Here is a 24381-nt window from a genome sequence, read left to right on the forward strand (position 1 = left end):
CCCGCACCTTATCCGCTGTTCAACATGCCCATGTCATACATATATATATCGAAACTACCGCCTGACGGCGCGAGACTCGCTTATCCACTTTGATGGCCAGCTGGCGTACACTGCGCGCCTTTGCAGCCCCGCGCTGCCCCCTGTAGATTTTTCAAAGGTGCCCGCCATGCCTTGGCTGCAAGTACGTCTGGCCATCAGCCCGGAACAAGCCGAAACCTATGAAGACGCGTTTCTTGAAGTGGGCGCGGTGTCGGTCACTTTCATGGACGCCGAGGACCAGCCGATCTTCGAGCCGGAACTCAACACCACGCCGCTGTGGTCCCACACTCATCTGCTGGCCCTGTTCGAAGGCGGCACCGAGGCAGCCAGCGTACTGGCTCATCTCGAACTGCTGACCGGCAGCCCGCTGCCCGAGCACCACAGCGAAGTGATCGAAGACCAGGACTGGGAACGCAGTTGGATGGACAACTTCCAGCCGATGCGCTTCGGCCAGCGCCTGTGGATCGTACCGAGCTGGCACGCGGCGCCGGAGCCGGACGCGGTCAACCTGCTGCTGGATCCGGGCCTGGCGTTCGGCACCGGCACCCATCCGACCACCGCGCTGTGCCTGGAATGGCTCGACGGCCAGGACCTCAAGGGCTGCAACGTACTCGACTTCGGCTGCGGCTCGGGGATCCTGGCCATCGCGGCGCTCCTGCTGGGCGCCAAGGAAGCGGTCGGCACCGACATCGACGTCCAGGCCCTGGAAGCGTCCCGTGACAACGCCGGGCGCAACAATATTGCCGAAGCGTCATTCCCGCTGTACCTGCCGCAGGATTTGCCACAGGTCCGGGCCGACGTGCTGGTGGCCAATATTCTCGCCGGGCCGCTGGTGTCCCTGGCACCGCAACTGTCGAGCCTGGTCAAGCCGGGCGGGCGCCTGGCGCTGTCGGGCATCCTCGCTGAACAGGGCGAAGAAGTGGCCGCCGCTTATGCCACCGACTTTGACCTCGACCCGATCGCCAATCGCGATGGCTGGGTGCGCATCACCGGACGTCGGCGCTAGAATGGCCGCCTGTATCCACCGGATTGCCGCATGACTGACAGCTTCGTCACCCAGTGCCCGCATTGCCATACCAGTTTCCGCGTCAGCCACGCTCAATTGAGCGTGGCCCGCGGGGTGGTTCGTTGCGGCTCCTGCCTGCAAGTCTTCAATGCCGCACGACAACTGCTGGAACAGCGCACGGCCAGGCAGGACGCGCCCCCCGCCGCCGCGCCCGCCAAACCCGCCGCCGAAGCGCCGCCCCGGGCCATCAGCCAGAAGCAATGGTCAGCCGCGGAACTCGATCTCGATGATCTGGACAAGGAACTGGCGCGCCTGGAGCGGCGCGACCGGACAAGCGGCAGTACGGGCCGGCGTCGCGAAGACAACCTCAGCGCACAGCGCAGCCCTTCGTCGGATGAGCAGGATACCTGGCCAGACAGCCTGTACAGCGAATCGTCCAGCGAACGCGCCGAAGCCGTCCTCCTGACGCCTGCCGAACCGTTCGAGCCCCATGAGCCGGCCCGGCCACCACGCACCGAACCCTCCCTGTCCCTGGCCCTCGAACCGCTGGAGCCGGACGATGAGCCTGTCGTCCCGCTGCGCCTGGCGCCGGACGACGAGCCCGAGGAACATCTCGAGCGCCTGTCCGCCACCGACGACCACGATCACGACGAAGAACCCGAGCCAGCGCCGCCGCTGCGCAAGGCTCGCGAACGACATGAACCCGGGATCCGCGCCGAGGCCCTTCATGACCTGGACGATGACCCGCTGCAACTGGACTGGCGCAAACGCCGCTCGCCCTGGGGCCGTCGCTTGCTGTGGGGGTTGTTGATCCTGCTTGCCGCCGCAGCCCTGGGCGGCCAGTACATTGCCTACCATTTCGAAGAGCTGGCCCGCCAGGACCAGTATCGCCCGTGGTTCCTGCAAGTCTGCCCGACCCTGGGCTGCGACGTACCGTCCAAGGTCGACATCGCCAAGATCAAGAGCAGCAACCTGGTGGTGCGCAGCCATCCGGAATTCAGCGGCGCCCTGGTAGTGGACGCGATCATCTACAACCGTGCGCCCTTCTCCCAGCCTTTTCCGCTGCTGGAGCTGCGTTTTGCCGACCTCAACGGGCACCTGATCGCCAGCCGTCGCTTCAAGCCCGGGGAATACCTGGGCGGCGATCTCGAAGGCCGCGGCGAAATGCCGCCGCAGACGCCTATCCACATCGCGCTGGACATCCTCGACCCAGGGCCCAAAGCGGTGAACTACAGTCTGAGCTTCCATTCCCCCGAGTGAAGCCGGCCAGGGTCGGCCGATTGACGACAGCTTTCTGACTCACCACGCCCGGACCAAACCGCTGGCAATAACAAAATAGCTGTTCAGATTTTATCCAATTCGACCTTTATCCGGTCATCGAGAGCGGGTATCATGCCAACCCTTTTTCGAAGTCTCATGATCCGGCCCCACTTCAGGGAAGTCCTATGTCGGCGGTACGCATCGGCCCATATACATTGCAGAACGGCCTGGTTCTCGCCCCCATGGCGGGCGTCACCGACCAGCCCTTTCGTCAGCTTTGCAAGCGGCTGGGCGCAGGTCTTGTTGTTTCGGAAATGGTCACCAGCGACATGAGCTTGTGGAACACCCGAAAATCGCGCCTGCGCATGATCCATGAAGGCGATCCCGAGCCTCGCTCGGTGCAGATCGCAGGTGGCGACGCGCAGATGCTGGCGCAAGCCGCCCGGGCCAATGTGGCGATGGGTGCGCAGATCATCGACATCAACATGGGCTGCCCGGCGAAGAAGGTCTGCAACAAGGCCGCAGGCTCGGCACTGTTGAAAGATGAAGCACTGGTGACAGAGATCCTGCAGGCAGTTGTCGCCGCGGTCGATGTGCCGGTGACCCTGAAGATCCGCACCGGGTGGGACCGGGAGAACAAGAACGGCCTGACGGTGGCGAAGATCGCCGAGCAGGCAGGCATCACGGCGCTGGCGGTCCACGGTCGCACCCGCGCCGACCTGTACACCGGCGAGGCCGAGTACGACACTATCGCCGCGATCAAGCAGGCGGTGTCGATCCCGGTCTTTGCCAATGGCGATATCGATTCGCCCGAGAAGGCCCGGCACGTGCTCAATGCAACCGGTGCCGACGGGCTGTTGATCGGCCGGGCCGCCCAGGGGCGGCCATGGATTTTTCGTGAGATAGAACATTACCTGCGCACCGGCGAACAGCTCGCTGCGCCGCCGTTGGCCGAGGTGGAACGTATTCTGCTAGAGCATCTGGCCGCGCTGCATGGCTTCTACGGAGATGTCATGGGCGTACGCATTGCTCGCAAGCATGTGGGCTGGTATCTCGCAACCCTGCCGGGCGCCAGGGAGTTTCGCGCCCGCTTCAATCGTTTGGATGGTACGCAAGCACAATGCGCCGACGTTCAGGCGTTCTTCGCTGAGCGTTACAAGAGCCTGACAGGGGACGAAGGGGTGGCCGCATGACGATGATGACCGAGACTTTAGTGAGTGGAACAACACCCGTGAGCGACAACGTGAATTTGAAACAGCACCTCAATACGCCCAGCGAAGAAGGCCAGACCCTTCGCGGGAGTGTCGAGAAGGCGCTGCACAATTATTTCGCCCACCTTGAGGGCGCTGCCGTCACGGATGTGTACAACCTGGTGCTTTCCGAAGTCGAGGCGCCTCTGCTCGAAAGCGTAATGAACTACGTCAAGGGCAACCAGACCAAGGCCAGTGAGCTGCTGGGCCTGAACCGCGGCACCCTGCGCAAGAAACTCAAGCAGTACGATCTGCTGTAAGCATTCAATCAAACCAGAAAGGCGCCCGCGTAAAAAACGGTCGCCTTTTTTGCTGACTTCCCTTGCTTTTGATGGAAATTGAAATGACCGACCAGACCACCCGCCTGCCGATCCGCCGCGCCTTGATCAGCGTTTCCGACAAGACCGGGATCCTCGAATTCGCCCGCGAGCTGCAACAGCTGGGCGTCGAGATTCTTTCCACCGGCGGGACCTTCAAGTTGCTGCAGGACAACGGCGTCGCCGCAGTGGAAGTCGCGGACTACACCGGTTTTGCAGAAATGATGGACGGTCGGGTCAAGACCCTGCATCCGAAAATCCACGGCGGGATCCTGGGCCGTCGCGGCATCGACGACGCCATCATGAACGAACACGGCATCAAGCCGATCGACCTGGTGGCGGTCAACCTCTACCCGTTCGAAGCTACCATCAGCAAGCCCGGCTGCGACCTGCCGACCGCCGTCGAGAACATCGACATCGGTGGCCCGACCATGGTCCGCTCGGCGGCCAAGAACCACAAGGACGTGGCCATCGTGGTCAATGCCAGCGATTACGCCGGCGTGCTCGAAAGCCTCAAGGCCGGTGGCCTCACCTACGCCCAGCGTTTCGACTTGATGCTCAAGGCGTTCGAACACACCGCCGCCTACGACGGCATGATCGCCAACTACATGGGCACCGTGAACCAGGCTGCCGAAACCCTGTCGACCGAAGGCCGCAGCGAGTTCCCGCGCACCTTCAACACCCAGTTCGTCAAGGCCCAGGAAATGCGCTACGGCGAGAACCCGCACCAGAGCGCGGCGTTCTACGTGGAAGCCAAGCCTGCCGAAGTCGGCATCGCCACCGCCACCCAGCTGCAAGGCAAGGAGCTGTCGTTCAACAACGTGGCCGACACCGACGCCGCGCTGGAATGCGTGAAGAGCTTCGTCAAGCCAGCCTGCGTGATCGTCAAGCATGCCAACCCATGTGGCGTGGCCGTGAGCCCGGACGCCGAGGGCGGCATCCGCCAGGCCTACGAACTGGCCTACGCCACCGACACCGAGTCGGCCTTCGGCGGCATCATCGCCTTCAACCGTGAGCTGGACGCCGAGACCGCCAAGGCCATCGTCGAGCGTCAGTTCGTCGAAGTGATCATCGCCCCGTCGGTCAGCGAAGAGGCCCGCGCCATCGTCGCCGCCAAGGCCAACGTGCGCCTGTTGGCCTGCGGCCAATGGTCGGCCGACCGTGCACCGGCCTGGGACTACAAGCGAGTCAACGGCGGCCTGCTGGTACAGAGCCGCGACATCGGCATGATCGGCAGCGAAGACCTCAAGGTGGTGACCAAGCGCGCGCCGAGCGAGCAGGAAATCCACGACCTGATCTTTGCTTGGAAAGTCGCCAAATACGTCAAGTCCAACGCCATCGTCTACGCCAAGAACCGCCAGACCATCGGCGTCGGCGCCGGCCAGATGAGCCGCGTCAACTCGGCCCGCATCGCCGCCATCAAGGCCGAACACGCCGGTTTGCAGGTACAAGGCGCAGTCATGGCCTCCGATGCGTTCTTCCCGTTCCGCGACGGCATCGACAATGCGGCCAAGGTCGGTATCACCGCGGTGATCCAGCCGGGTGGTTCGATGCGTGACAACGAAGTCATCGCCGCCGCCGACGAAGCCGGCATCGCCATGGTATTCACCGGCATGCGCCACTTCCGTCACTGATACACCCCGATCGAAATGTGGGAGCGAGCCTGCTCGCGAATGCAATCTGCCAGCGACGTTGATGGTGGCTGATACACCGCTTTCGCGAGCAGGCTCGCTCCCACATAAAGCGCCCCAGCAGCGCCTTACAGAATTTGAGGTTTTTGAAATGAATGTTTTGATCATTGGCAGCGGTGGCCGTGAACACGCCCTGGCCTGGAAAGTGGCCCAGGATCCGCGTGTGCAGAAGGTTTTCGTGGCTCCGGGCAATGCCGGTACCGCCATTGAAGCCAAGTGCGAAAACGTCGCCATCGACGTACTGGCCCTGGAACAATTGGCCGACTTCGCCGAGAAGAACGTCGCGCTGACCATCGTCGGCCCGGAAGTACCGCTGGTTGCCGGCGTAGTCGATCTGTTCCGCTCCCGTGGCCTGGACTGCTTCGGTCCGACCGCCGGCGCCGCGCAGTTGGAAGGCTCGAAAGCGTTCACCAAGGATTTCCTGGCGCGCCACAAGATCCCGACTGCCGACTACCAGAACTTCACCGAAATCGAACCGGCCCTGGCCTACCTGCGCGAGAAAGGCGCTCCGATCGTCATCAAGGCCGATGGCCTGGCCGCCGGTAAAGGCGTGATCGTTGCCATGACCCTGGCCGAAGCCGAAGACGCGGTGCGTGACATGCTGGCCGGCAACGCCTTCGGCGACGCGGGTTCGCGCGTGGTAATCGAAGAGTTCCTTGATGGCGAGGAAGCCAGCTTCATCGTCATGGTGGACGGCAAGAACGTCCTGCCGATGGCCACCAGCCAGGATCACAAGCGCGTCGGCGATGGCGACAGCGGCCCGAACACCGGCGGCATGGGTGCCTATTCCCCTGCCCCGGTGGTCACCGCCCAGGTGCATCAGCGGGTGATGGACCTGGTCATCTGGCCGACCGTGCGAGGCATGGCCGAAGAAGGCAATGTCTACACCGGTTTCCTGTATGCCGGCCTGATGATCGACAAGGCTGGTAACCCAAAAGTCATCGAATTCAACTGCCGTTTCGGCGATCCTGAGACCCAGCCGGTAATGCTGCGCTTGCAGTCGAGCCTGGTGCTGCTGGTCGAGGCCGCATTGGCCCAGGCGCTGGACAAGGTCGAAGCCCAATGGGATCCCCGTCCAAGCGTCGGTGTGGTACTGGCGGCCGGCGGCTACCCGGGCGACTACGCCAAGGGCAGCGCGATCCGGGGCCTGGATGCTGCAGCCCGGCTGGAAGGCAAAGTGTTCCATGCCGGCACTGCGTTGAAGGACGGGCAGGTGGTCACCGCCGGCGGACGCGTACTGTGCGCCACCGCCATGGGCGCCAGTGTCGACGCAGCTCAGCAGCAGGCCTACAAGCTCGCCGCCGAGATCGATTGGGAAGGTTGCTTCTACCGCAAGGACATTGGCTACCGCGCCATTGCCCGTGAACGTGGCGAAAGTCCGGAATAACCCGGTCATTCAGCCGGGCAGGGGCCTATGGCCCTTGCCTGACTGTTCCGGCGCCGCGCATAGTTATAATCTGGCATCAACCTACGAAGGGATTTCGCCGTGCGCTGGCTCAGGATTGCCATAGGCTTTACCGTTACCCTGCTGACGCTGCTCTGCGTGCTCCCGGCCCAGGCCGCGCCAGGCAGTGGCTGGGCGGTATTGCTCGATGAACAGGGCGACCTGAAACTCAGCGACATCCGCTCTGCCCGCTACACCAATCAATTCAGTCCCGTCGACCTGGACCGCCTCAGGGCGGCCGAACCCGGCGGGGCCTTGTGGCTCCGTTTCCGCCTGGCGCCCGACAGGCATGAACAGATCCTGCGAATTTTCGCCCCCGACCTGCTACGCCTGAATCTCTATGTGCTGGACGGCGACGCGCTGATCGACCAGCAAGTCAGCGGCAACTCGCTGCCCCATACCGAACCTACGGTGCCCAGCAACGACTTCATGTTGCCCCTGCCCCGCAGCGAGAAACCACTGGACGTCTACCTGCGACTGGCATCCCGGCATGAACTGCGCCCGTACGTGACCCTGCAATCGGCGGTCGTGGCGGCGGCCGACCAGAACCAGACGCTGGTCTATGGGCTGCTGTTCGGCTGCATCGCCATGCTGATCCTGCACAACCTCACCCGCTACGCCTATACCCGCTCGCGCAGTTGCCTGTGGCTGGCGGCCTGTGAAGGGCTGCTGATGCTGAGCCTGATCCTGCTGCTGAACCTGGCCGGGCCCTGGCTGCCCGACTGGCCGGAAGTCCAGACGCCAGGCGCCTACCTGGCCCTGCTGCTGACGGCACCCTGCGGCCTGATGTTCGCCTACCGCTTTTTCGCCCCCCTGGGCCCGCACCCGCTGAACCGGCTGCTGCTTGGGGACATCGTATTCATCATGCTGTGCAGCCTGTTGCTGCTGTTCGTCAACACGCTGCCGCTCAATATCATGACCTATGCCCTGGTGGCCCTGGCCGGCTTGAGCATGCTGTTCGTCAGCGCCTGGCACTGGCAAAAGGGCTACCGCCCGGCACGGCTGTTCGTCGCGGCCATGGTGGTCTTCAACCTGGGCACGCTGATCATCCTTCCCGCCTTGCAAGGGCTGACGGAAGTCCCGCCCCAGGGCCTGATCATCACGCTGCTGGTGTTCATCTGCATCAGTGGCCTGTTGATGAGTGTCGCCCTGGGCGAGCGCCAGCGTTCGATCAACGAAAGCCGCTTCAGCATCAGCCGCGACCTGGCGGCGAGCAACGCCGAGATCAATGCCAAGGCCGAGTTCCTGGCCAAGATCAGCCACGAGATCCGTACCCCGATGAACGGCGTGCTGGGCATGACCGAGTTGCTGCTGGGCACACCGCTGTCGGTCAAGCAGCGCGACTACGTGCAGACAATCCACAGCGCCGGCAATGAACTGTTGACCCTGATCAACGAGATTCTCGACATCTCCCGCCTCGAATCCGGGCAGATCGAACTGGATGACGTGCAGTTCGACCTCAACGCGCTGATCGAGGACTGCCTGAGCATCTTCCGCGCCAAGGCCGAACAGCAGAATGTCGAGCTGATCAGCTTTATCCAGCCACAGGTGCCGCGCGTGATCAGCGGCGACCCGACCCGATTGCGCCAAGCGCTGCTGAGCCTTTTGGAAAACGCCCTGAAAAAAACCGACGAGGGCGAGGTATTGATCGTCGTCGCCCTCGACGAACGCAGCAACCAGCCGCGCCTGCGCATTGCGGTGCAGGACAGCGGCTCGCCGATGGATGCCGAAGAACGAGACACGCTGATGCATGCAGAACTGCACAGCAAGAACTTCCTCTCGGCCACGCGCCTGGGCGGCAACCTGGGCCTGGTCATCGCTCGCCAGTTGATCATCCTGATGCACGGCGAGTTCGGCATCAAAAGCGGCAGCAGCCAGGGCAGTACCTTGTGGCTGACCTTGCCCCTGGATCCCGATCGCCTCGAACATCCGACTTCCGATCTCGATGGCCCGCTGCAAGGGGCACGGGTGTTGATCGTCGACGACAACGACACCTGCCGCAAAGTACTGGTGCAGCAGTGCAGCGCCTGGGGCCTGAACGTCAGCGCGGTGCCGTCCGGCAAGGAAGCCCTGGCACTGCTGCGCACCAAGGCGCACCTGCGCGACTATTTCGATGTGGTCCTGCTGGACCAGAACATGCCCGGCATGACCGGCATGCAACTGGCGGCCAAGATCAAGGAAGACCCGAGCCTGAACCACGACATCCTGTTGATCATGCTCACCGGCATCAGCAACGCGCCGAGCAAGATCGTGGCGCGCAACAGCGGCGTCAAGCGCATCCTCGCCAAGCCGGTGGCCGGCTATACCCTCAAGACGACCCTGGCGGACGAGTTGAACCAGCGCAACCGGGGCCAGGCCACGACCGTGCAGGCCAATGCCGGTCCGCCCACCCCGGTCAAGGTTCCGAGCGATTTCCGCATTCTCGTGGCCGAGGACAACAGCATTTCCACCAAGGTCATCCGGGGCATGCTCGGCAAGCTCAACCTGCAACCGGACACCGCCAGCAACGGCGAGGAAGCCCTCAAGGCCATGAAGGAGCAGCGCTACGACCTGGTCTTGATGGACTGCGAAATGCCGATCCTCGATGGCTTTTCCGCCACCCAGCAACTTCGCGCCTGGGAAGTCGGCAACCAACGGACCCGTACTCCGGTGGTGGCGCTCACCGCGCACATCCTCGCCGAGCACAAGGAGCGCGCCCGTCAGGCCGGGATGGATGGGCACATGGCCAAGCCGGTGGAGTTGTCACAGTTGCGCGAGCTGATCGAACACTGGGTGGCCCAGCGCGATCAGCAGAACCGTACCGCGCAAACCTCCTGAGCCGACAGGCGGTAAATCGCCTGTTAGACTTCCGTCGTCTTCCTCCGCCTTGAGCCTCGATCATGCTTCATGTGCTGTTCAGCGTTTACCTGAAGATGCTGGTGCTCTACAGCCCCTTCTTCGTGCTTTCGTGTTTTATCGGCCTGACGCGTGGCTATTCGCGTAAAGAACAACGGCGCCTGGCCTGGAAGGTCGCAACCGCGACGCTGGTGTCCAGCGTGTTGCTGTATTTGTTCGGGCGAGTGATTTTCAGCGTGTTCGGCATCACTGTGGATGCGTTCCGCATCGGCGCCGGCAGCGTATTGTTCATCTCGGCGCTGGGCATGGCCCAAGGCAAGTCGGCGGTACAGACTGACAATGTCCAGCAGGACGTCACCATCGTCCCGCTGACCATTCCATTGACCGTTGGCCCTGGCACCATCGGCGCCCTGCTGGTGATGGGCGTGAGCCAGCCGCACTGGGACGACAAACTCATGGCCATCATCAGCATCGCCCTGGCCAGCTTCACCGTCGGGGTGGTGCTCTACCTGTCCAGCCGCATCGAGCGGATTCTTGGCGACCAGGGCTTGCAGATCGTCAGCCGCCTGATGGGGCTGTTTGTGTGCGCGCTGGCGGCGCAGATTATTTTCACCGGAGTGAAAGGCTACCTGGTGCCGTAGCCCTGGCAGCGCCTGGGGTCAGGCGCGCTTGCGGCGGGCGAACCTTCGGCTCAGGACTTCCCGGCGATGCACGCCCAGATACTCTTCGATGTCCTGGCGGAACTCTTCGTAACGAACCGGGTTGAAGGTCACGAATGATTTGCCGCGGAAAATCTCTCGCGCTGAAGACTGCCAGTTCACGAAAAGAACCCCACCGTTACTCGAGGCGCCGGTCTGTTTTATCGAAGTGGACGAGGCGATCAGGATGCCGTTGGCCAATTGTTCGCACGGGATGACCGATAGGCGTGCACCGTCAGCCGTCTTGACCTGATTGTTGAACAGACTGATGGTCTGCTCATCGCGCTTCAAGCCATCGATCGTGGTGTTCACCACCGCCCCCAGCACCGTCGCGGCCGGCACGCTGGCCTTCACACCCTCGATGATCCCCTTGACGATATCGCTGATGACAAAATCCATGTCCACCCGCCGGGTACTTTCGGAATAACGGGTATAGCCGTCATCGGCGACAAAGCAGCCCAGGTCGTGCAGGCACTGGATGAACGCGTCGTACCACGCCCGGGTATTCTTGCCGCCGGGCACTTCGAAATTGGCTTCCATAATGGCCATGGTCATCAGGTTTTCCATGATCGCCATGTTATTGAGCGACATGTTGTTGCCATAGCCAACAAGCGCATCGCCTAGCATAAGCGCGTCCATGTCCTTGGTCGGGCTGTCAGGCTGCTCCAGCGACCGGCGTACACGCCGCCCCGTAACGGCCAGCGTCCTGCGCCGGTTTATACGGGCCTGGATCAACTCAACACTTTGCGCCACACTGATCGAACTTTCGAACTGTTCCATAATCGTCTTCCTTGTTGTGAGTTAACGTTCGCTCCTGCGAACCAGCCTCAATCTAATTCACACTTCCAAAAAACAACAACACCAACTAATTGCAATATATGTAGCCCACAACGCCTGCCACAACTTCAACATCCGGACTTATATTCACGCCCATCCGCACGAGAAGAGCATTCATTATGATCTGTCCAGAAAGTGCGACAGCACACTCAACTTAGCGGAAAGCTTTCATGAATAATGGACTATTAACCGGGCTGGTCACCGGCCCCAATCTGTTCTCGTATATCGGCGCACCGTCCCTGCCCGACCACAACGACATCGCCGATTGCAATAACGTCGCCACCCGATCAGCCGATCTCGGCCATCATCGCTACGCAGATCCCAAGGGCTGGTTCGAAGAATATGCCCGCACCTTGGACTTCCTCGGTTGGTCGCTGTATGGCGACTCCATCCACACACGGACACAACATATTGTCTCGGGCTCCGTGGCTGATTTCCTTGTGGAGAGCGCCTACGCGATGAAGGATGCACGGCAGGCAAACGCGATGATCGATACCCTCGACACATTGAAGACCGATCACCCGGCCCTACTCTCCTTTGACAACGAAACCCAGGAAGGCGAGACGTTCCAAGTTGTCCCGGCCCGATACGACGCACAAGGCAACCTGCATATTGCCCTGTTCAAACTTGAACTGAGTGTTGAAGTAAAAAGACGCAGCTTCCTGTTCTGGAATTGGGAAAAACGCTCGGCCAGGATTATCCAGCGCAGGGCTTTTTTGAAGCTGGACAGACGGGAACTCGACAGCAAAAGAGCGCTTGTCGACAGGTTAGTGAATGAACACTTGATGAGACGATTCAACTTAAGAAAATGATCGTCCAGCGGGTTGCGGGTGATAACACCTGCAACCCTCCTTTATTCAAAGCCCACGCGTAGATGGACTGCCTGGGATCAATCCACCGAGTTGGTTTCCACCTCGGGGGACACCTCCAACAACGCTTGCAGCGTGACGCCGTTCGAGACGTCCTGCAGGGCGCTCAACCGCTCCACTAACGTTGAAACGGCATAATGTCGATGCTCACCGAAACTGAGCAGCACATCGCCACGCAAGGTGACGTCCGCCGCATACACTTGGCGAAGAATCAGACTATGTCCGCTGTTGGGATCAAGGATAACCAGGTGCTCCTGGACCCTGCTGAGCAATAACTCATCAGGCTCATCCAGCTCCCAGACCAACTTGCCGGGAACAGTCACCGGGCCGCCCAGCGGAGGCCGGCAGTCGAGGACGACCGACTTGATTCTCAACCAGGCCGTCCTGGACAGTCGGTAACTCACCGCGCCCTGGCCCATGCGCAGGACCAAGACCCTGACGTCATCCGGCATCAACGCCACGAGATCATCGACCTTCGATTCCTGGCTCTCGACCACCAGCACTTCGCCGTCACGCTGGACATAACTCAGCGGCCCGCCCAGGCCCGTATCTGGCAGGGCAAGCAGCCTTCCATTGCTGCTTTCATGAAGCAGTACATTGGTCTGCCGCTGGGTCCCCAATACATCGAACGATTCCGGGATGGCGGCCTTGGGAACCCGGATCACCCGTTCCGTCCCGGTCACGAACCACTTCAGGCTACCGGACTCCTCCACCGACAACAGCGGACTATGGGGCACCCGGGCGACCAACTGCCTGAGGCCGTCGATCTCCCGCCCCCCTTGAGTGGCGACCCACTCCCGAGTGACACCGGTGATCCGTGCCGGCTCCCCATCGCGCAACACGACCACCACGCCGTCGAGTGTCACGCCGCGCAAGCCAGCCCCCTCGACCGTCAGTTCGCCAAACTGCCAGGGCGCCCATTCACGTTGCGGTTGGGGTAGCGCTTCCGATTGCAGCAATTGCGAACCCTCGCCGAAGGCAGCGTCGAGCGTTTGCGGATCGATAAACCCCTGGCGATAGATTTCGCCACTCGCCACGTCGAACAACCAGGCCGCCTCGCTATCCGGGGTGGCCCCCAGCAGCCGCAACTCCGTTGCGCTACCTAAGTCAGCCAGCAGCAACCGGTTGCCGACGTACCAGGCGCACAACCGCTCGTCACCGCTAACGTTGGTCAAACCGATGAGGACAAGACTTTTACTCCCGTGCCGCTGGGCCAACGTGTCCAGTTCCGACCACCACTGTGCCCGGCCCTTGAACCACTGTTCCCTAACGCCAGCCAGCGCCAGGTCGCCTTGGCCACTCAGGTTGTAGAACACGCCTCCCGAGGTCAGGGCCACGTAGCCACCGTCAACGGCGATGACATTTTCCAGGCTAGGGGTGTTGGTCCACCTGTTGGACCAATGCCCCTTGCCCTCCACCAGAGTACGCCGCCTGCTGCACAGTTCCTGTTTGAGCCTGTCGTAGATGACAAACACATCGCTATCATCCGGTGGTGCAAGCAGCGTCAGATCGGTCATGTTCTTGATCGAGTCGGGCCATCCACGCGGCTGGTTTCGCCTCGGCGCGGGACGGATGATCAAGCGGTCACTGCGGCGAACCCAGGCCATGTCCCGCCATTGCGCGTCGGACTTCCAACAGATCGAAACGAAGGGCGCCGGCTGCCAATTGACGGTGACAAAAGTGTCCTCCGGGTTGGTATTCGGCGTCAGGGGCAGGCTGTCGCCCAGCACCTGCGACCAGTCGGCCAGCGTCTCGCTGGCGCTCAAGGCCGGTTCCATTACCAGATCCAGCTCTCGCGTGTTTGAACTGAGCAGCAGCTGCCCATCATGGATTACATACCTCAGCACATCGACGGTCTGGTCCGCGCGGGTGACTTGCTGGACGACATGAATCACTCCTTGGGCGTCCGCCTCGATGCTCTTGATGGTGCTTACCAGGTTGCTGGTGCTGCGCAACCAATACCGATGGCTCAATAACCCGGTGAGCGCATCGACTTGCCAGATGATCAGGGTCTGCGGATTGTAGAAATAGCAGGCACTGCCCACCACCGCCCCCAGCAGCGCCTCACCGGCACCCGGCAGATCATCGCGGATATAAAGGAAACGGTCCTCCTTCGCGTCATACCAGGCGGTGATCCGGCGGGGCTCGTCCGGGTCCTCAAATGGAATGAGGTGGTGGCTAATCGGTGTGTACGCCATCGCTAGACGGTGGTCTCGAGCCAGGGCCTTGAAATGATCCTGCAATGTTTGCTGATCCATGTCGGGCGGTGCGTCCAGTTCCAAAAGCACCAGCGTGCGATTGGTCAGATCAACCTTGAATATTTGATTGTCGGCGAGCCGCAGTGAAATCTCATGGCGCCACCCTCCAACGATCGTCACCTGAACGTCGTCGATGAAAAACTTATCGTAACTCTCAATCCTTATCTCTTGCTCCGAGGCCCAAGAGGCGTCCATAAACCAAGTGGACACCTGCAGGCTCGTCGATTCCAGGCTCAGTCTCACGCCGGGGTGAATGACCAATGCGCATCGTTTGCCGGCCCCCTGGATTTTATAAGCGATCATGTTGTGCCAAATCGGCGGAATAAGAGGCACCACCAGTGAACGGTCAGCACTGTCGAGCACCACGTCGATCACCGTTTGCCGATAATCGGGAACCATGCGACGGACGATGTACTCGCTGGGAAACGAATAAAAGGAAAACTGAAATTGCCAGCTGCCGTCCGCTTTCCTTTTCTCCAGGCGTCGCGCCGTGTCGAACCCGGTGTCATGACGCGATGTCGCGAATGGCAGGGCGATGTACTCATATCGGTAACAGGTTTGCGGTGTGCAGGGCAGTACGATGACTTGGCCGGCAGGTGGCTTGAATGCAACTTGACCCGGCAGACCTAGATCTCGACGAATGTTAATGGCCCGATCGTAATCGAGCTCTATCGTTGGCACCCCAAAATGATCGCGTTGTGGATAGAGCTTGGGGCTGTCCAACATCAATGCGCCCCGAGTCAGATCTAGCGTCTGGACGATCAACGAGGAGCGCGGCAGCCATGCACCCTGCCTGGCATCAAACCGGTACGCCTGCAGATGAGCCTTGGCGATTTCATCGAATAACAACCCGACCTCTTTGGCTTCTTCGGCGACGATAGCAAAACCCTGGGCCAGCGCCCCCACCCCCACCGCCAACCCACCTAGAATCACAGCGGCGCCACCAAGCACCGCGCCAGCGGTCGTGGCACCAACGGCGTACGCGCCCACCGACAACACCAGGCTGGCCGAATCGAAAGCCAATTGGGTGCCGAACTGAGCGCGTTCAACATCGTTGTGGGCCGTCGACAATTGGTAGATGTCGAACCCGACATTGGCCAACTGCAACAATCCCCCGGTCGCTTCGCTCATGCTGGAGCCCACTGCTGCCTTGACCACGGGCGCGACGGTGCGGGCAATCAGTTTCTCTTCGACCAGTGCCTGCCGAACCAGGCCGACCAGGCCCGCGATATCCACCACGTTGCCATGCGCCAACTGCGCGTAATTGACATAGGCGTGCAAGCGGACCGCCAGGGTCAGGGGCCGACCAGACCCCTCTTGGCTTCGCAACGCGTTCATCAGCGCCTGTATGGCGAAACCGGCGTTCAGCGTGTGGACACTCCCCACCTCGGTGGGATCGCTTGGCACGAAGGGTTTGTTGGCCAATGCCGAAAACTGTTCCGAGAGGTAGCTTTTTATCCGCAGGAGCCGATGGTCATCCGTGACGACCCGGACCAGTTGCTCAGGATTGACCGGATCGATCAGGCTCACCCGGTACGCCCCATCCGGCGTGACCTCCAGCGTGTCGAACAACGGCACAAGATGAGCCGCCAGTTGGTTTTCCTGCTGGAGCCGGCTCGTCGCTTGTTCGATCTGCCGGCTCCACCAATGTCCATCCAGGGCCAGTAGACAGCTGCCCAGCCGAGGATTGTTCTGCAACGACTGCCCACGGGCGCTGGCCAACCGCTGCCTCATAGGGCGTTGCGACTGCCCAGGCAAGGCGCCGGGTTGCAGCAGATGCTCCACCGTGAACCCATCGGACAGCTGCAAGGCCGAGACCTTTTCATTTTGCAGGTCGATCAGATCGAATTCCGGTCGGTTTTCAGAACCATAGGCGGCGTAATAGCGGGCCATGCCCTCTTTCTGGAAAAAATGCTCCAAGCCACGCAGGAATGCCTCCGGGCCCTCGAACTTGCACAGGCCAAAATTGGGGTCGAAAAAATGATAGAGGGAGCGTTCTGCGCTGACGGTCTTGGCCACCAGCATTGAATGGTTGTCCGAGTTGAGCAATAGCGTACGGGGGCCAATGTGCTTCTCGAGCGCGGCAGTGACCCGATCAAGGTTCGCCTGTCCAAGCGACGTACCGACGTCACTCATCGGTACGTCCCGCAGGGCTTCCAGCGCGTGGAGGAAGCCTTGGGAATCGTCTTGCTCCGGTTCGAGCACAGCCAGGAAGAAACGCTCGCGTAAAAGTCCGGAGGCGCTATCACCTTGGGCCAGCGCCGCGCTCATCACCAGCGCCAACGGATAGCAGCGCCCCCCAATCGCCTCGCCATCGCGATTGAGCAACAAATCCTGAGGAACCATTTGAACGCCGTTGTGCCCGAATCCGTCAAGCAACTGCCCTGACCGCTCAATAACCTCGATACGATGCTCAAGGGCGGCCACTTTCTGGATTCGCGCCACCTGACGTCCCCACTGGAACAAGGTCCGTGCCTCCTTCAAGGCGGTTTTTTTCAGTTCCAGTGCGCTGTCGGACGGCATCGACGCGTAAGCCGGATCGCCTCCCAGGCCGCTCATGAATCGTGCGGCCTTGCGCTTGTACAGCTGCCGCTCGATGGCCGCATAACGTCCGGAAACGCCCTGTTCGGCTACGCCGTTGGCCAGGTTTTCCAGCTCGCTGGTGGCTGCATTGAAATGCGGGTTATCCAGGGAGTCCATCCCCAGTAGCAGGCCCAGCGACAACCGCTGCAAAGGACTCGCTTCAATGAAGCGGCGGGCGCCACTGGCGATGTCACTCAGCACTTCATCAATTCCCTGGTCGCGGATTTTTTCATCGCTCAGGAAGACCGGAACAAGCGCGTCAGGTGACTGGCTCTTGATGAGCTGGCGATCATCGAAACTCAGCGGCAGTGGCTTATCAAAACGGATTTCACCGTCATGCCCCTGGCGCATCGCTTCGATGAATGGCTCGCCGAGCCCCTCGGCCAAGCGTTCCAGCACGTCGGTCAGCAGCACCGCCCGCCCTTCGATCAGCGGCCAGCCCTGCTGGAACTCGACCGTAGACTGCTTGAGCAAGTGCGCGATATCGCCGCTGTAGCGCGCCTTATACTGACCCTCACGCCAACGCGCGCGCTCCTCGCGGACCCATTTCTCGGCATCGTTGCCGTTGGCCTTCCAGGAGTGATCCTGCTCCTCTTCGGTAGCACCGTTAACCGTCCGGTTGGGTGCAATGGCCGCCTCCTTGCGCAAGGTTGCGGCCGCCTCAGCGCTCAAGTGCGCCTTCGCGTAGTCGACCATGCCGTCGCGCATGGCTCCAGGGCCCGTCAGATGAATGGTGCCCTCACTCTCGAGCCGAATACCGTCGCCAAAATGAGTCGCTACGGCCGTTACCAGGGCAATCGCGGCGGGCACTTGCTCCATCGGCAGTTCGCTCAGCGGCCCATAGGTTTTTTCGAATACCTCCTCCGCCACATCCAACATGGCAGCCACATCGCTCGATGAAACACCACGCTGGGCCGCCAACCGCATCGAGGCATCGATCAGTTCGTAATTGGACCGAAAGCGATCGATCACCGTTTGGAGTATCTCGGCGCCTGGATGAGCCATCAAAAACGCGTTGGATAACGCCTGTTCCATGGCGAGAGCCCGAAGCGCAAAGGGCCGGGCAAGCCGTTGCTCCGGTGCCTCGAAGACCTCGCCCAGACGCGGCCGGCTCTTCGCGAAAGTTTCCAATGCTGGAAAATACTCAGTTGGAATCCCCCCGTAATAATGGGAGGAGGCCTGGCGACCAGGCATCCACTCGGGATTGTTGTTCAGCAACAGTTGCAGGAGTCCCAGGCGGGCCTCACGGTCAAAACCACTGATATCAACGGTGCCCAGCGTGTTCGACAATGGCGGAAGGTGGTCGATATCGGTATGACTGCCGCCTTCGGCAAACAGGACTTCGGCGCGCACGACATCAGACGCTGCCGCCATGTTTCCACTCAACCGCATTTCCCTTTCATAGATATCTTGTAACTGTAAAGAAATGGCGCCGGCAGCCAAGTCGCGCAACTCGAAGTCGCTCATGTCCAATACACTGCGACGATTGCGTTCCAATTGTTCTCGCAGCTCTACCGCATCCTGGCCGTAGGCGCGCACCAGTAAATCTATCCGGGCCTCATCGGCGGACTCACCACTAGCTACGGCTTTATTAATATGAGCATACATTTGTTGTTTCAAAACAACGGCGCGCCTTTCGTACGCGGCACCCAATTCAGTTTCGGAAATAGTGTCTTCAACTCCTTGCAGGAATACATCCGCCTTGGCCGATTCGACAATAAGTTTATTGGTTTGCCAAGCCAGGAGCGCATCACTGTCGTACCACAAGTTCAAGGTATAACCCTGCGGAGCCAAGACCTGTTTCCACACATTGAGGTAGTCGCGTTGAATACCACCGAGCCCACCACCCAGCCACGTAAAGTTCAATGTCCTGGGAACCTCCGTGGCAACCTGCTTCATCTGCTCGGCACTGAATTGAAGGCGCGCTTCATGACTTTCGATCCTGCTATATATCTGCGGCAGGTCCGGTCCGGTGCCAATAGGGCCTGAAGTGCGCACATCCAGGCTGCGCCGTGTCCGACGGTTGCCGAGGAACCCGGCCAACGTCTGTTTCAAGAGCCCTAATGGCTCGAGCAACCTCCGGGATTCCGGCATACCGACACAGGCGAAGTAGTAGCGGATGACCGCATCGTATTGCTCACTGTTTTTGTACGGCAACAACACCCGCTCAAGATCTGATAATTTGAAAAGACTGATGAACTTGACCAAACCGTCACTGTTTAAGCTTTCTGCTTCCTGCATAAAAGACACTCCTTATTTACTTAACTCATAAACAGACCAAAACAAACATAAAAATATATGCCGCAACAGGCCGTGCTAAAAGACAGGCAAACTACCGCTTAAAATCCAACCGTTCAAACAGGAAGGCTTTCAATGCATTTCAAAGAGCGACCCAGACTAAGAATTTCACGCTTCTTTTTATTCGGGAACAAATAAAGCGAACGAATCGAAAACGCGGTCCTGAAGTTCATATTTATCCCGTGGCGAGGGAGCTTGCTCCCGCTGGGCTGCAAGGCAGCCCCAAAAGCAGCGACTCGATCAATCTGATACACCGAGGTGTCAGGTGAGGGCTGCTGCGCAGCCCAGCGGGAGCAAGCTCCCTCGCCACAAGTGAACAGTGCGGTTCAGGAGGCAGGCTTGTGCCCATACCAACGAGGCGTGTAGACCCAGTTTCCGCCGGACGCACGCGGGAATAGGCAGGTCGTGGAAGAACCGATCAGCACCATGGTGCGCATGTCCACCTGATCCGGGGTCAACGCCCCCAGCGTCGTGACGCGCAGTGTCTGGCCCGGACGACCGATATCGCGGCCTAACACCACCGGCGTCTGTGCCGTACGATGGTGCGCGACGATCTCCAGCGCCCGCCCCAGTTGCCACGGGCGGGAACGGGAAATCGGGTTGTAGAACGCCAGGGCCAAGTCCGCCTCGGCGGCCAGGTCCAGGCGTTTTTCGATGATCGACCACGGCTTGAGGTTGTCCGAGAGCGACATTACGCAAAAGTCATGGCCCAGTGGCGCCCCGGCCTGGGCGGCCGTGGCCAGGGAGGCGGAGACCCCAGGAAGGATCTGCAGATCGACGGTGTGCCAATGGGCATCCGTCGACTCATGCAATGCTTCGAGCACCGCGGCGGCCATGGCGAACACGCCGGGATCACCGGATGACACCACCACCACGGAGCGGCCCTGGGCCGCCAGTTCGAAGGCATGGCGGGCACGCTGCATTTCTTCGCGGTTGTCGGTGCAGTGCTGTATTTGATCAGCCCGGAAAGGGCCGGCCATGCGCACGTAGGTTTCGTAACCCAGCACATCGGTCGCGCGGTCGAGTTCGGCGCGCACCGCCGGGACCATTAACTCCGCCGCCCCCGGGCCAAGGCCGATCACGGCCAGACGCCCCCGCAGGCGGCCGATGCGCTGTGGATCGACGGGCTGCTCGGCCACGGCAACGGCATGACCGTCCACACGCTGGACCAACGCCGGTTGGCCGAGGGCTTCAGCCAGCCATTGGCCGACCTCGCCATTGGCCGGCGCGAAACGCAGCGGCACGTTCAAGGCCGACGCGGCCTCATGCAATTCCGGCCGAGCCATGTCGCTGTCCGCCGCCAACAGGCACGCCAGCGCCTGCACGGCGAGGCCGGCCTCACGCAAGGCCTCGCCAATAGCCGGCGACGCACCCGCGCTTATCGCCACGACGACGTTGCGCGGATAAATACGCAGCTCATCCACCGATGGCGTGCCCGCAGCGCTGTCGATGCGGATCGCCAGCCGTGCCTGTTCGTCCTCAGGCAATTGCACCTGGTCCAGCCACGGCGCGGCGCCTTCAATACGTACCGTCTCGCCGGCCAGCAAGTCGGAGACGAAACGCTTGCCCTGCTCCAGGTCGCCGAGGCTGTAGCCGCTCGGCGGATTGAGCAGGCACGTGCCGAAACGCAATTCGCCGCTGGTGGTGATGGACGGCGCGACTTGCAGGGTTTGCGCGATATCCCGGGCCATGACGTTGACGCCGCCCAAGCCACCCAGCAGCGGCACCACGGCGCTGCCATCCTCGGCCACCGCCAGCACGGGCGGCTCGACGCCTTTTTCCAGCAGCAGTGGCGCCAGCGTGCGGATGACAATGCCTGCCGCGCAAAGGGCGATGATCGGCGTGTCTTGCCGGTAGAGCTCGCGCAACGTGGCGCCGAACTCCAGGTATTGCCGATCCGCGCCGTCGACCCGACCGGCCAGGCCATGGATCATGGCGTCCGGGTAGCGCTGCTGGATCCGCCGCGCTGTGGCCAGGCTGCCTGGACCGAGAATGACAATTGCCGCAGCGTTGGCCGTCATCCCTGCCACCGTTCGCCCGGCACGATGATCAACGAGAAGTACGGCGAGGACATCGGCTCGACGTCATCCAACGGCACGATTTTCTGGTTGGCCATGGTCGCCCGCTCGACGTACAGCGCCCGTCCGTCCAGCCCCAGTTCCTGAAGCACTTGGCGGACCTTGGGAAAGTTGCGCCCCAGCTTCATGATCACCGCCGCATCGGCATCGGCCAGACGACGCTTGAGTTCCTCATGAGGCAACACCCCGGAAAGCACCGACAGGCTCTGGTTGCGATAGACCAGCGGCGCACCGAGCACCGAGGCGCCACCGAGCATCGAGCACACGCCAGGAATGACCTCGGCGTCATAACGCTCGGCCAGGCGATCATGCAGGTACATGTAGGAGCCGTAGAAGAACGGGTCGCCTTCGCAGATCACCGCCACGTCACGACCGGCATCCAGGTGCACGGCCAGGTGTTCGGCGGCGGTGTCGTAGAAATCGGCAATCACCTGCTCGTAGGACAGCGGCGCCGGCAATGCTTCGGTGGTGACCGGGTAGACCAGCGGCAGCAAGGTCTGGGCTTCTTGCAGATGGGCTTCAATGATGCCGAAGGCATTGCCCTTCTTGCCCTTGGCGACAAAGTACGCCACCACGGGCGACTCACGCAGCAGGCGCAGGGCCTTCACCGTAATCAATTCCGGGTCACCGGGGCCTACGCCAAGGCCGATCAGACGTCCAGGCTGCTGCATCATTCAATCTCCGTAGCGAGGGCGTTGACGGCGGCGGCGGCCATGGCACTGCCGCCAAGCCGACCTTGCATGATCACGAACGGAACGCCACGGCTATTGGCCGCGAGCATCGCCTTGGATTCGGCGGCACCGACGAAGCCCACCGGGAAGCCGAGGATCAGCGCCGGTTTTGGCGCGCCGGCGTCGAGCATTTCCAGCAGGTAGAACAGCGCGGTCGGCGCGTTGCCGATCACCACGACGCTGCCTTCCAGGTGCGGACGCCACAGCTCCAGGGCCGCCGCCGAACGGGTGTTGCCCAGCTTCTGGGCCAACGCCGGCACGCCCTCGTCACGTAAGGTGCAGATCACCGGGTTGTTGGCTGGCAGGCGAGCCCGGGTGACGCCTTCGGAGACCATCCGCGCATCACAGAGGATCGGTGCACCAGCGGCCAGCGCCTGACGCCCGGCTGTGCCCGCGCCTTCGGAAAACTGCAAGCCGTCGATGGCCTCGACCATGCCGCAGGCGTGGATTACCCGCACCGCAAGCTTCTCAAGGTCAGCCGGAATGCGCGCCAGGTTGGCCTCGGCGCGGATGATCGCAAAAGAGTTGCGATAGATCTCCTGACCGTCGCGGATGTAATCAAGCATCAAGGGGGCTCCGGGGGCGCGCGTCGAGCCAGTGGCCGAGCGCTTCAATAGTCAGATTGTGCGCCTGCAACGCGCCGAAACCCGGCAGCGTCGCATCGCGAAAATACAGGTCGTAACGACCGGGGGCCACCGCCAGCAAAGTGGCAGGCGCGATATGGGCTGCCGCGCAGGAACGCGGACAACCGGACAGATGGATCTTCAAGGTTTGACCCTGGCGTTGCAGCAGCTCGGCCAGTTGCCGGGCATCGGCCTTGGTATTGGCCAAGGCGTTGCCGCAGCCACTGGAGCCGGTGCAGGCGATGAGTTGCGCCAGGGGCTGATCAACCGAGCACAACAGGCCCAATTCCTCGAGACGCGCCAACACCTGGTCCGCATCCTCGCGGCGCAGGTTGGGCAGCAGCAGGCTTTGCCAAGGGGTGAAGCGAAGGCTGGCGTCACCCTGCTCCCGCGCCAATCGTGCCGCGCCGCGCAGCATGACGGCGTCGAGCCGGCCAAGAGGCGCCGCCGCGCCCACGTAGACCCGGTCGTCGCGCTGGGGATGGGCGCCGAGGTGCAGCCCGTCGATGGAGGCGTCCCGCTGCCAACCCATGCACGATTGCAGCGGCACGCGACGGGCCAACTGGGCGATGAAGTCGTCCAGGGGCACTTCACTCAGCAAATGGCGCATGCGTGTCTGGTCCGGGCGAGCCCGCTCGAGAAACTGCTCCAGCACCGCCACCACCAACGCATGCCCCTGGGCCAACGGGACCCTTCCCGCCGGTTCATCCAGCGGCGATCCGGCCAAGCCGAAGGCCAGCCAGGGCTCGCCATCGCAAACAAGGGCCGAGAGCCAAAGGTCGTGATGATGTTCGAGCATCGCCATGGCTTCGCCGCCATCCAATTGCACGGCGAACTTGGCCGACAGCTCATGGAAGCGTTCATGGGTTTGCAAGGTAACGAGGATCCGCGCGGCCAGCGGGCGAGTATCGACCAGCATCTGCCGGTCGATCCCGGCCGAGGGGCTGAGCATCAGGTTGCGCACGTCATCGCCGGCCGGCGTTCGCGGGCCGAGTCCGGCGGCCAGCAGTTGCTCGATCAACGCGCCGTGCCGCGGACCGATCCCGCGGATTTGCAGGTTGCCGCGATTGGTCGCCTCGATCACGCCTCCGGCAAATCCCTCGGCCGCCGCAGCCACCGCATCGGCCTGATCCGCCCGGATGGAACCGCCATCGAGCTTGATCCGGCAGATCCCACCGTCCAACGCCTGGACGACACGCAACAAACCCGGACAACCCGAGGGGCGTATGACGTTGGTTGATGGACGTTCGTTCAAGGGATAACCGGTAGACAAGGCACGCCACGACGGCGAAGGAGCGCCATTATGCCTGCTTTGCCGGGGGTCATGAAAAGCTTGCCGGTCGGATTAATAGGGCCAAGCACAAAGTTTGTGCACAACCCAATTCAAACTGTGGGAGCGGGCTTGCTCGCGAAAGCGGTCAGTCTGAGACCGCGATGTTGAATGAATCGACGCCTTCGCGAGCAAGCCCGCTCCCACATTTTTGATCGAGTTGCCCGCAAATTCTGCGCTCAACACAAATCCACGGTGGGAGCGAGCCTGCTCGCGATAGCGGCCTGCCCGTGC

The 24381-nt window shown here is 61.6% G+C and carries 15 protein-coding genes; 9 read left to right on the forward strand and 6 right to left on the reverse strand.

The window, feature by feature from the left end; genetic code table 11:
• The first annotated feature begins 166 nt into the window (after positions 1-166).
• The 8 genes from prmA to PFLQ2_RS03145 all read left to right on the forward strand — a co-directional run bounded on the left by prmA (position 167) and on the right by PFLQ2_RS03145 (position 10483).
• Entirely contained in the window at positions 167-1045 is an 879-nt protein-coding gene (gene prmA / locus PFLQ2_RS03180; RefSeq protein ID WP_003186223.1) for a 50S ribosomal protein L11 methyltransferase, read from the forward strand.
• A 30-nt stretch (positions 1046-1075) separates the two neighbouring features.
• Positions 1076-2305, forward strand: coding sequence for a DUF3426 domain-containing protein (locus PFLQ2_RS03175; protein ID WP_003186225.1), 1230 nt, complete (start codon positions 1076-1078; stop codon positions 2303-2305).
• A 185-nt stretch (positions 2306-2490) separates the two neighbouring features.
• Positions 2491-3498, forward strand: a complete 1008-nt coding sequence (gene dusB / locus PFLQ2_RS03170) for a tRNA dihydrouridine synthase DusB (RefSeq protein WP_003186227.1) — start codon at positions 2491-2493, stop codon at positions 3496-3498.
• Entirely contained in the window at positions 3495-3815 is a 321-nt protein-coding gene (gene fis / locus PFLQ2_RS03165) for a DNA-binding transcriptional regulator Fis (protein ID WP_003186237.1), read from the forward strand. Before dusB ends, fis begins: the two co-directional genes overlap by 4 nt.
• An 83-nt stretch (positions 3816-3898) precedes the next feature.
• Positions 3899-5506 (forward strand): bifunctional phosphoribosylaminoimidazolecarboxamide formyltransferase/IMP cyclohydrolase, encoded by a 1608-nt coding sequence (gene purH / locus PFLQ2_RS03160; protein WP_003186239.1) that lies wholly within the window; start codon positions 3899-3901, stop codon positions 5504-5506.
• Between the two features lie 148 nt (positions 5507-5654).
• On the forward strand, positions 5655-6950 hold the full coding sequence (gene purD / locus PFLQ2_RS03155) for a phosphoribosylamine--glycine ligase (RefSeq protein ID WP_003186241.1): 1296 nt from the start codon (positions 5655-5657) through the stop codon (positions 6948-6950).
• A 99-nt stretch (positions 6951-7049) separates the two neighbouring features.
• The gene (locus tag PFLQ2_RS03150; protein ID WP_003186244.1) at positions 7050-9824 is read left to right on the forward strand and encodes a hybrid sensor histidine kinase/response regulator; all 2775 of its coding nucleotides are present in this window, start codon (positions 7050-7052) and stop codon (positions 9822-9824) included.
• Positions 9825-9886: 62 nt separating this feature from the next.
• On the forward strand, positions 9887-10483 hold the full coding sequence (locus PFLQ2_RS03145; protein WP_003186248.1) for a MarC family protein: 597 nt from the start codon (positions 9887-9889) through the stop codon (positions 10481-10483).
• An 18-nt stretch (positions 10484-10501) separates the two neighbouring features.
• Here the strand turns inward: PFLQ2_RS03145 and PFLQ2_RS03140 are convergent, their stop codons facing one another.
• Complete coding sequence (locus PFLQ2_RS03140; RefSeq protein WP_003186249.1) at positions 10502-11320, reverse strand: hypothetical protein; 819 nt, start codon at positions 11318-11320, stop codon at positions 10502-10504.
• Between the two features lie 227 nt (positions 11321-11547).
• Between PFLQ2_RS03140 and PFLQ2_RS03135 the strand changes: the two genes are divergently transcribed.
• Positions 11548-12189, forward strand: a complete 642-nt coding sequence (locus PFLQ2_RS03135) for a hypothetical protein (protein WP_003186251.1) — start codon at positions 11548-11550, stop codon at positions 12187-12189.
• Positions 12190-12266: 77 nt separating this feature from the next.
• Here PFLQ2_RS03135 and PFLQ2_RS03130 read toward each other — a convergent pair whose 3' ends face one another.
• The 5 genes from PFLQ2_RS03130 to cobG form a co-directional block, all read right to left on the reverse strand.
• Complete coding sequence (locus tag PFLQ2_RS03130) at positions 12267-19328, reverse strand: TcdA/TcdB pore-forming domain-containing protein (protein WP_003186253.1); 7062 nt, start codon at positions 19326-19328, stop codon at positions 12267-12269.
• Between the two features lie 383 nt (positions 19329-19711).
• The gene (gene cobJ / locus PFLQ2_RS03125; RefSeq protein ID WP_003186254.1) at positions 19712-21406 is read right to left on the reverse strand and encodes a precorrin-3B C(17)-methyltransferase; all 1695 of its coding nucleotides are present in this window, start codon (positions 21404-21406) and stop codon (positions 19712-19714) included.
• A complete protein-coding gene (locus PFLQ2_RS03120) occupies positions 21403-22134 on the reverse strand; it encodes a precorrin-2 C(20)-methyltransferase (RefSeq protein ID WP_003186256.1) in 732 nt (243 codons plus the stop codon). Before PFLQ2_RS03120 ends, cobJ begins: the two co-directional genes overlap by 4 nt.
• Entirely contained in the window at positions 22134-22760 is a 627-nt protein-coding gene (locus PFLQ2_RS03115; RefSeq protein WP_003186258.1) for a precorrin-8X methylmutase, read from the reverse strand. The genes PFLQ2_RS03120 and PFLQ2_RS03115 overlap by 1 nt, the downstream gene beginning before the upstream one ends.
• Complete coding sequence (gene cobG / locus PFLQ2_RS03110) at positions 22753-24072, reverse strand: precorrin-3B synthase (protein ID WP_003186260.1); 1320 nt, start codon at positions 24070-24072, stop codon at positions 22753-22755. The genes PFLQ2_RS03115 and cobG overlap by 8 nt, the downstream gene beginning before the upstream one ends.
• Positions 24073-24381: the final 309 nt, after the last annotated feature.

This window comes from Pseudomonas fluorescens Q2-87 (assembly GCF_000281895.1).
GTDB lineage: Bacteria > Pseudomonadota > Gammaproteobacteria > Pseudomonadales > Pseudomonadaceae > Aquipseudomonas > Aquipseudomonas fluorescens_S.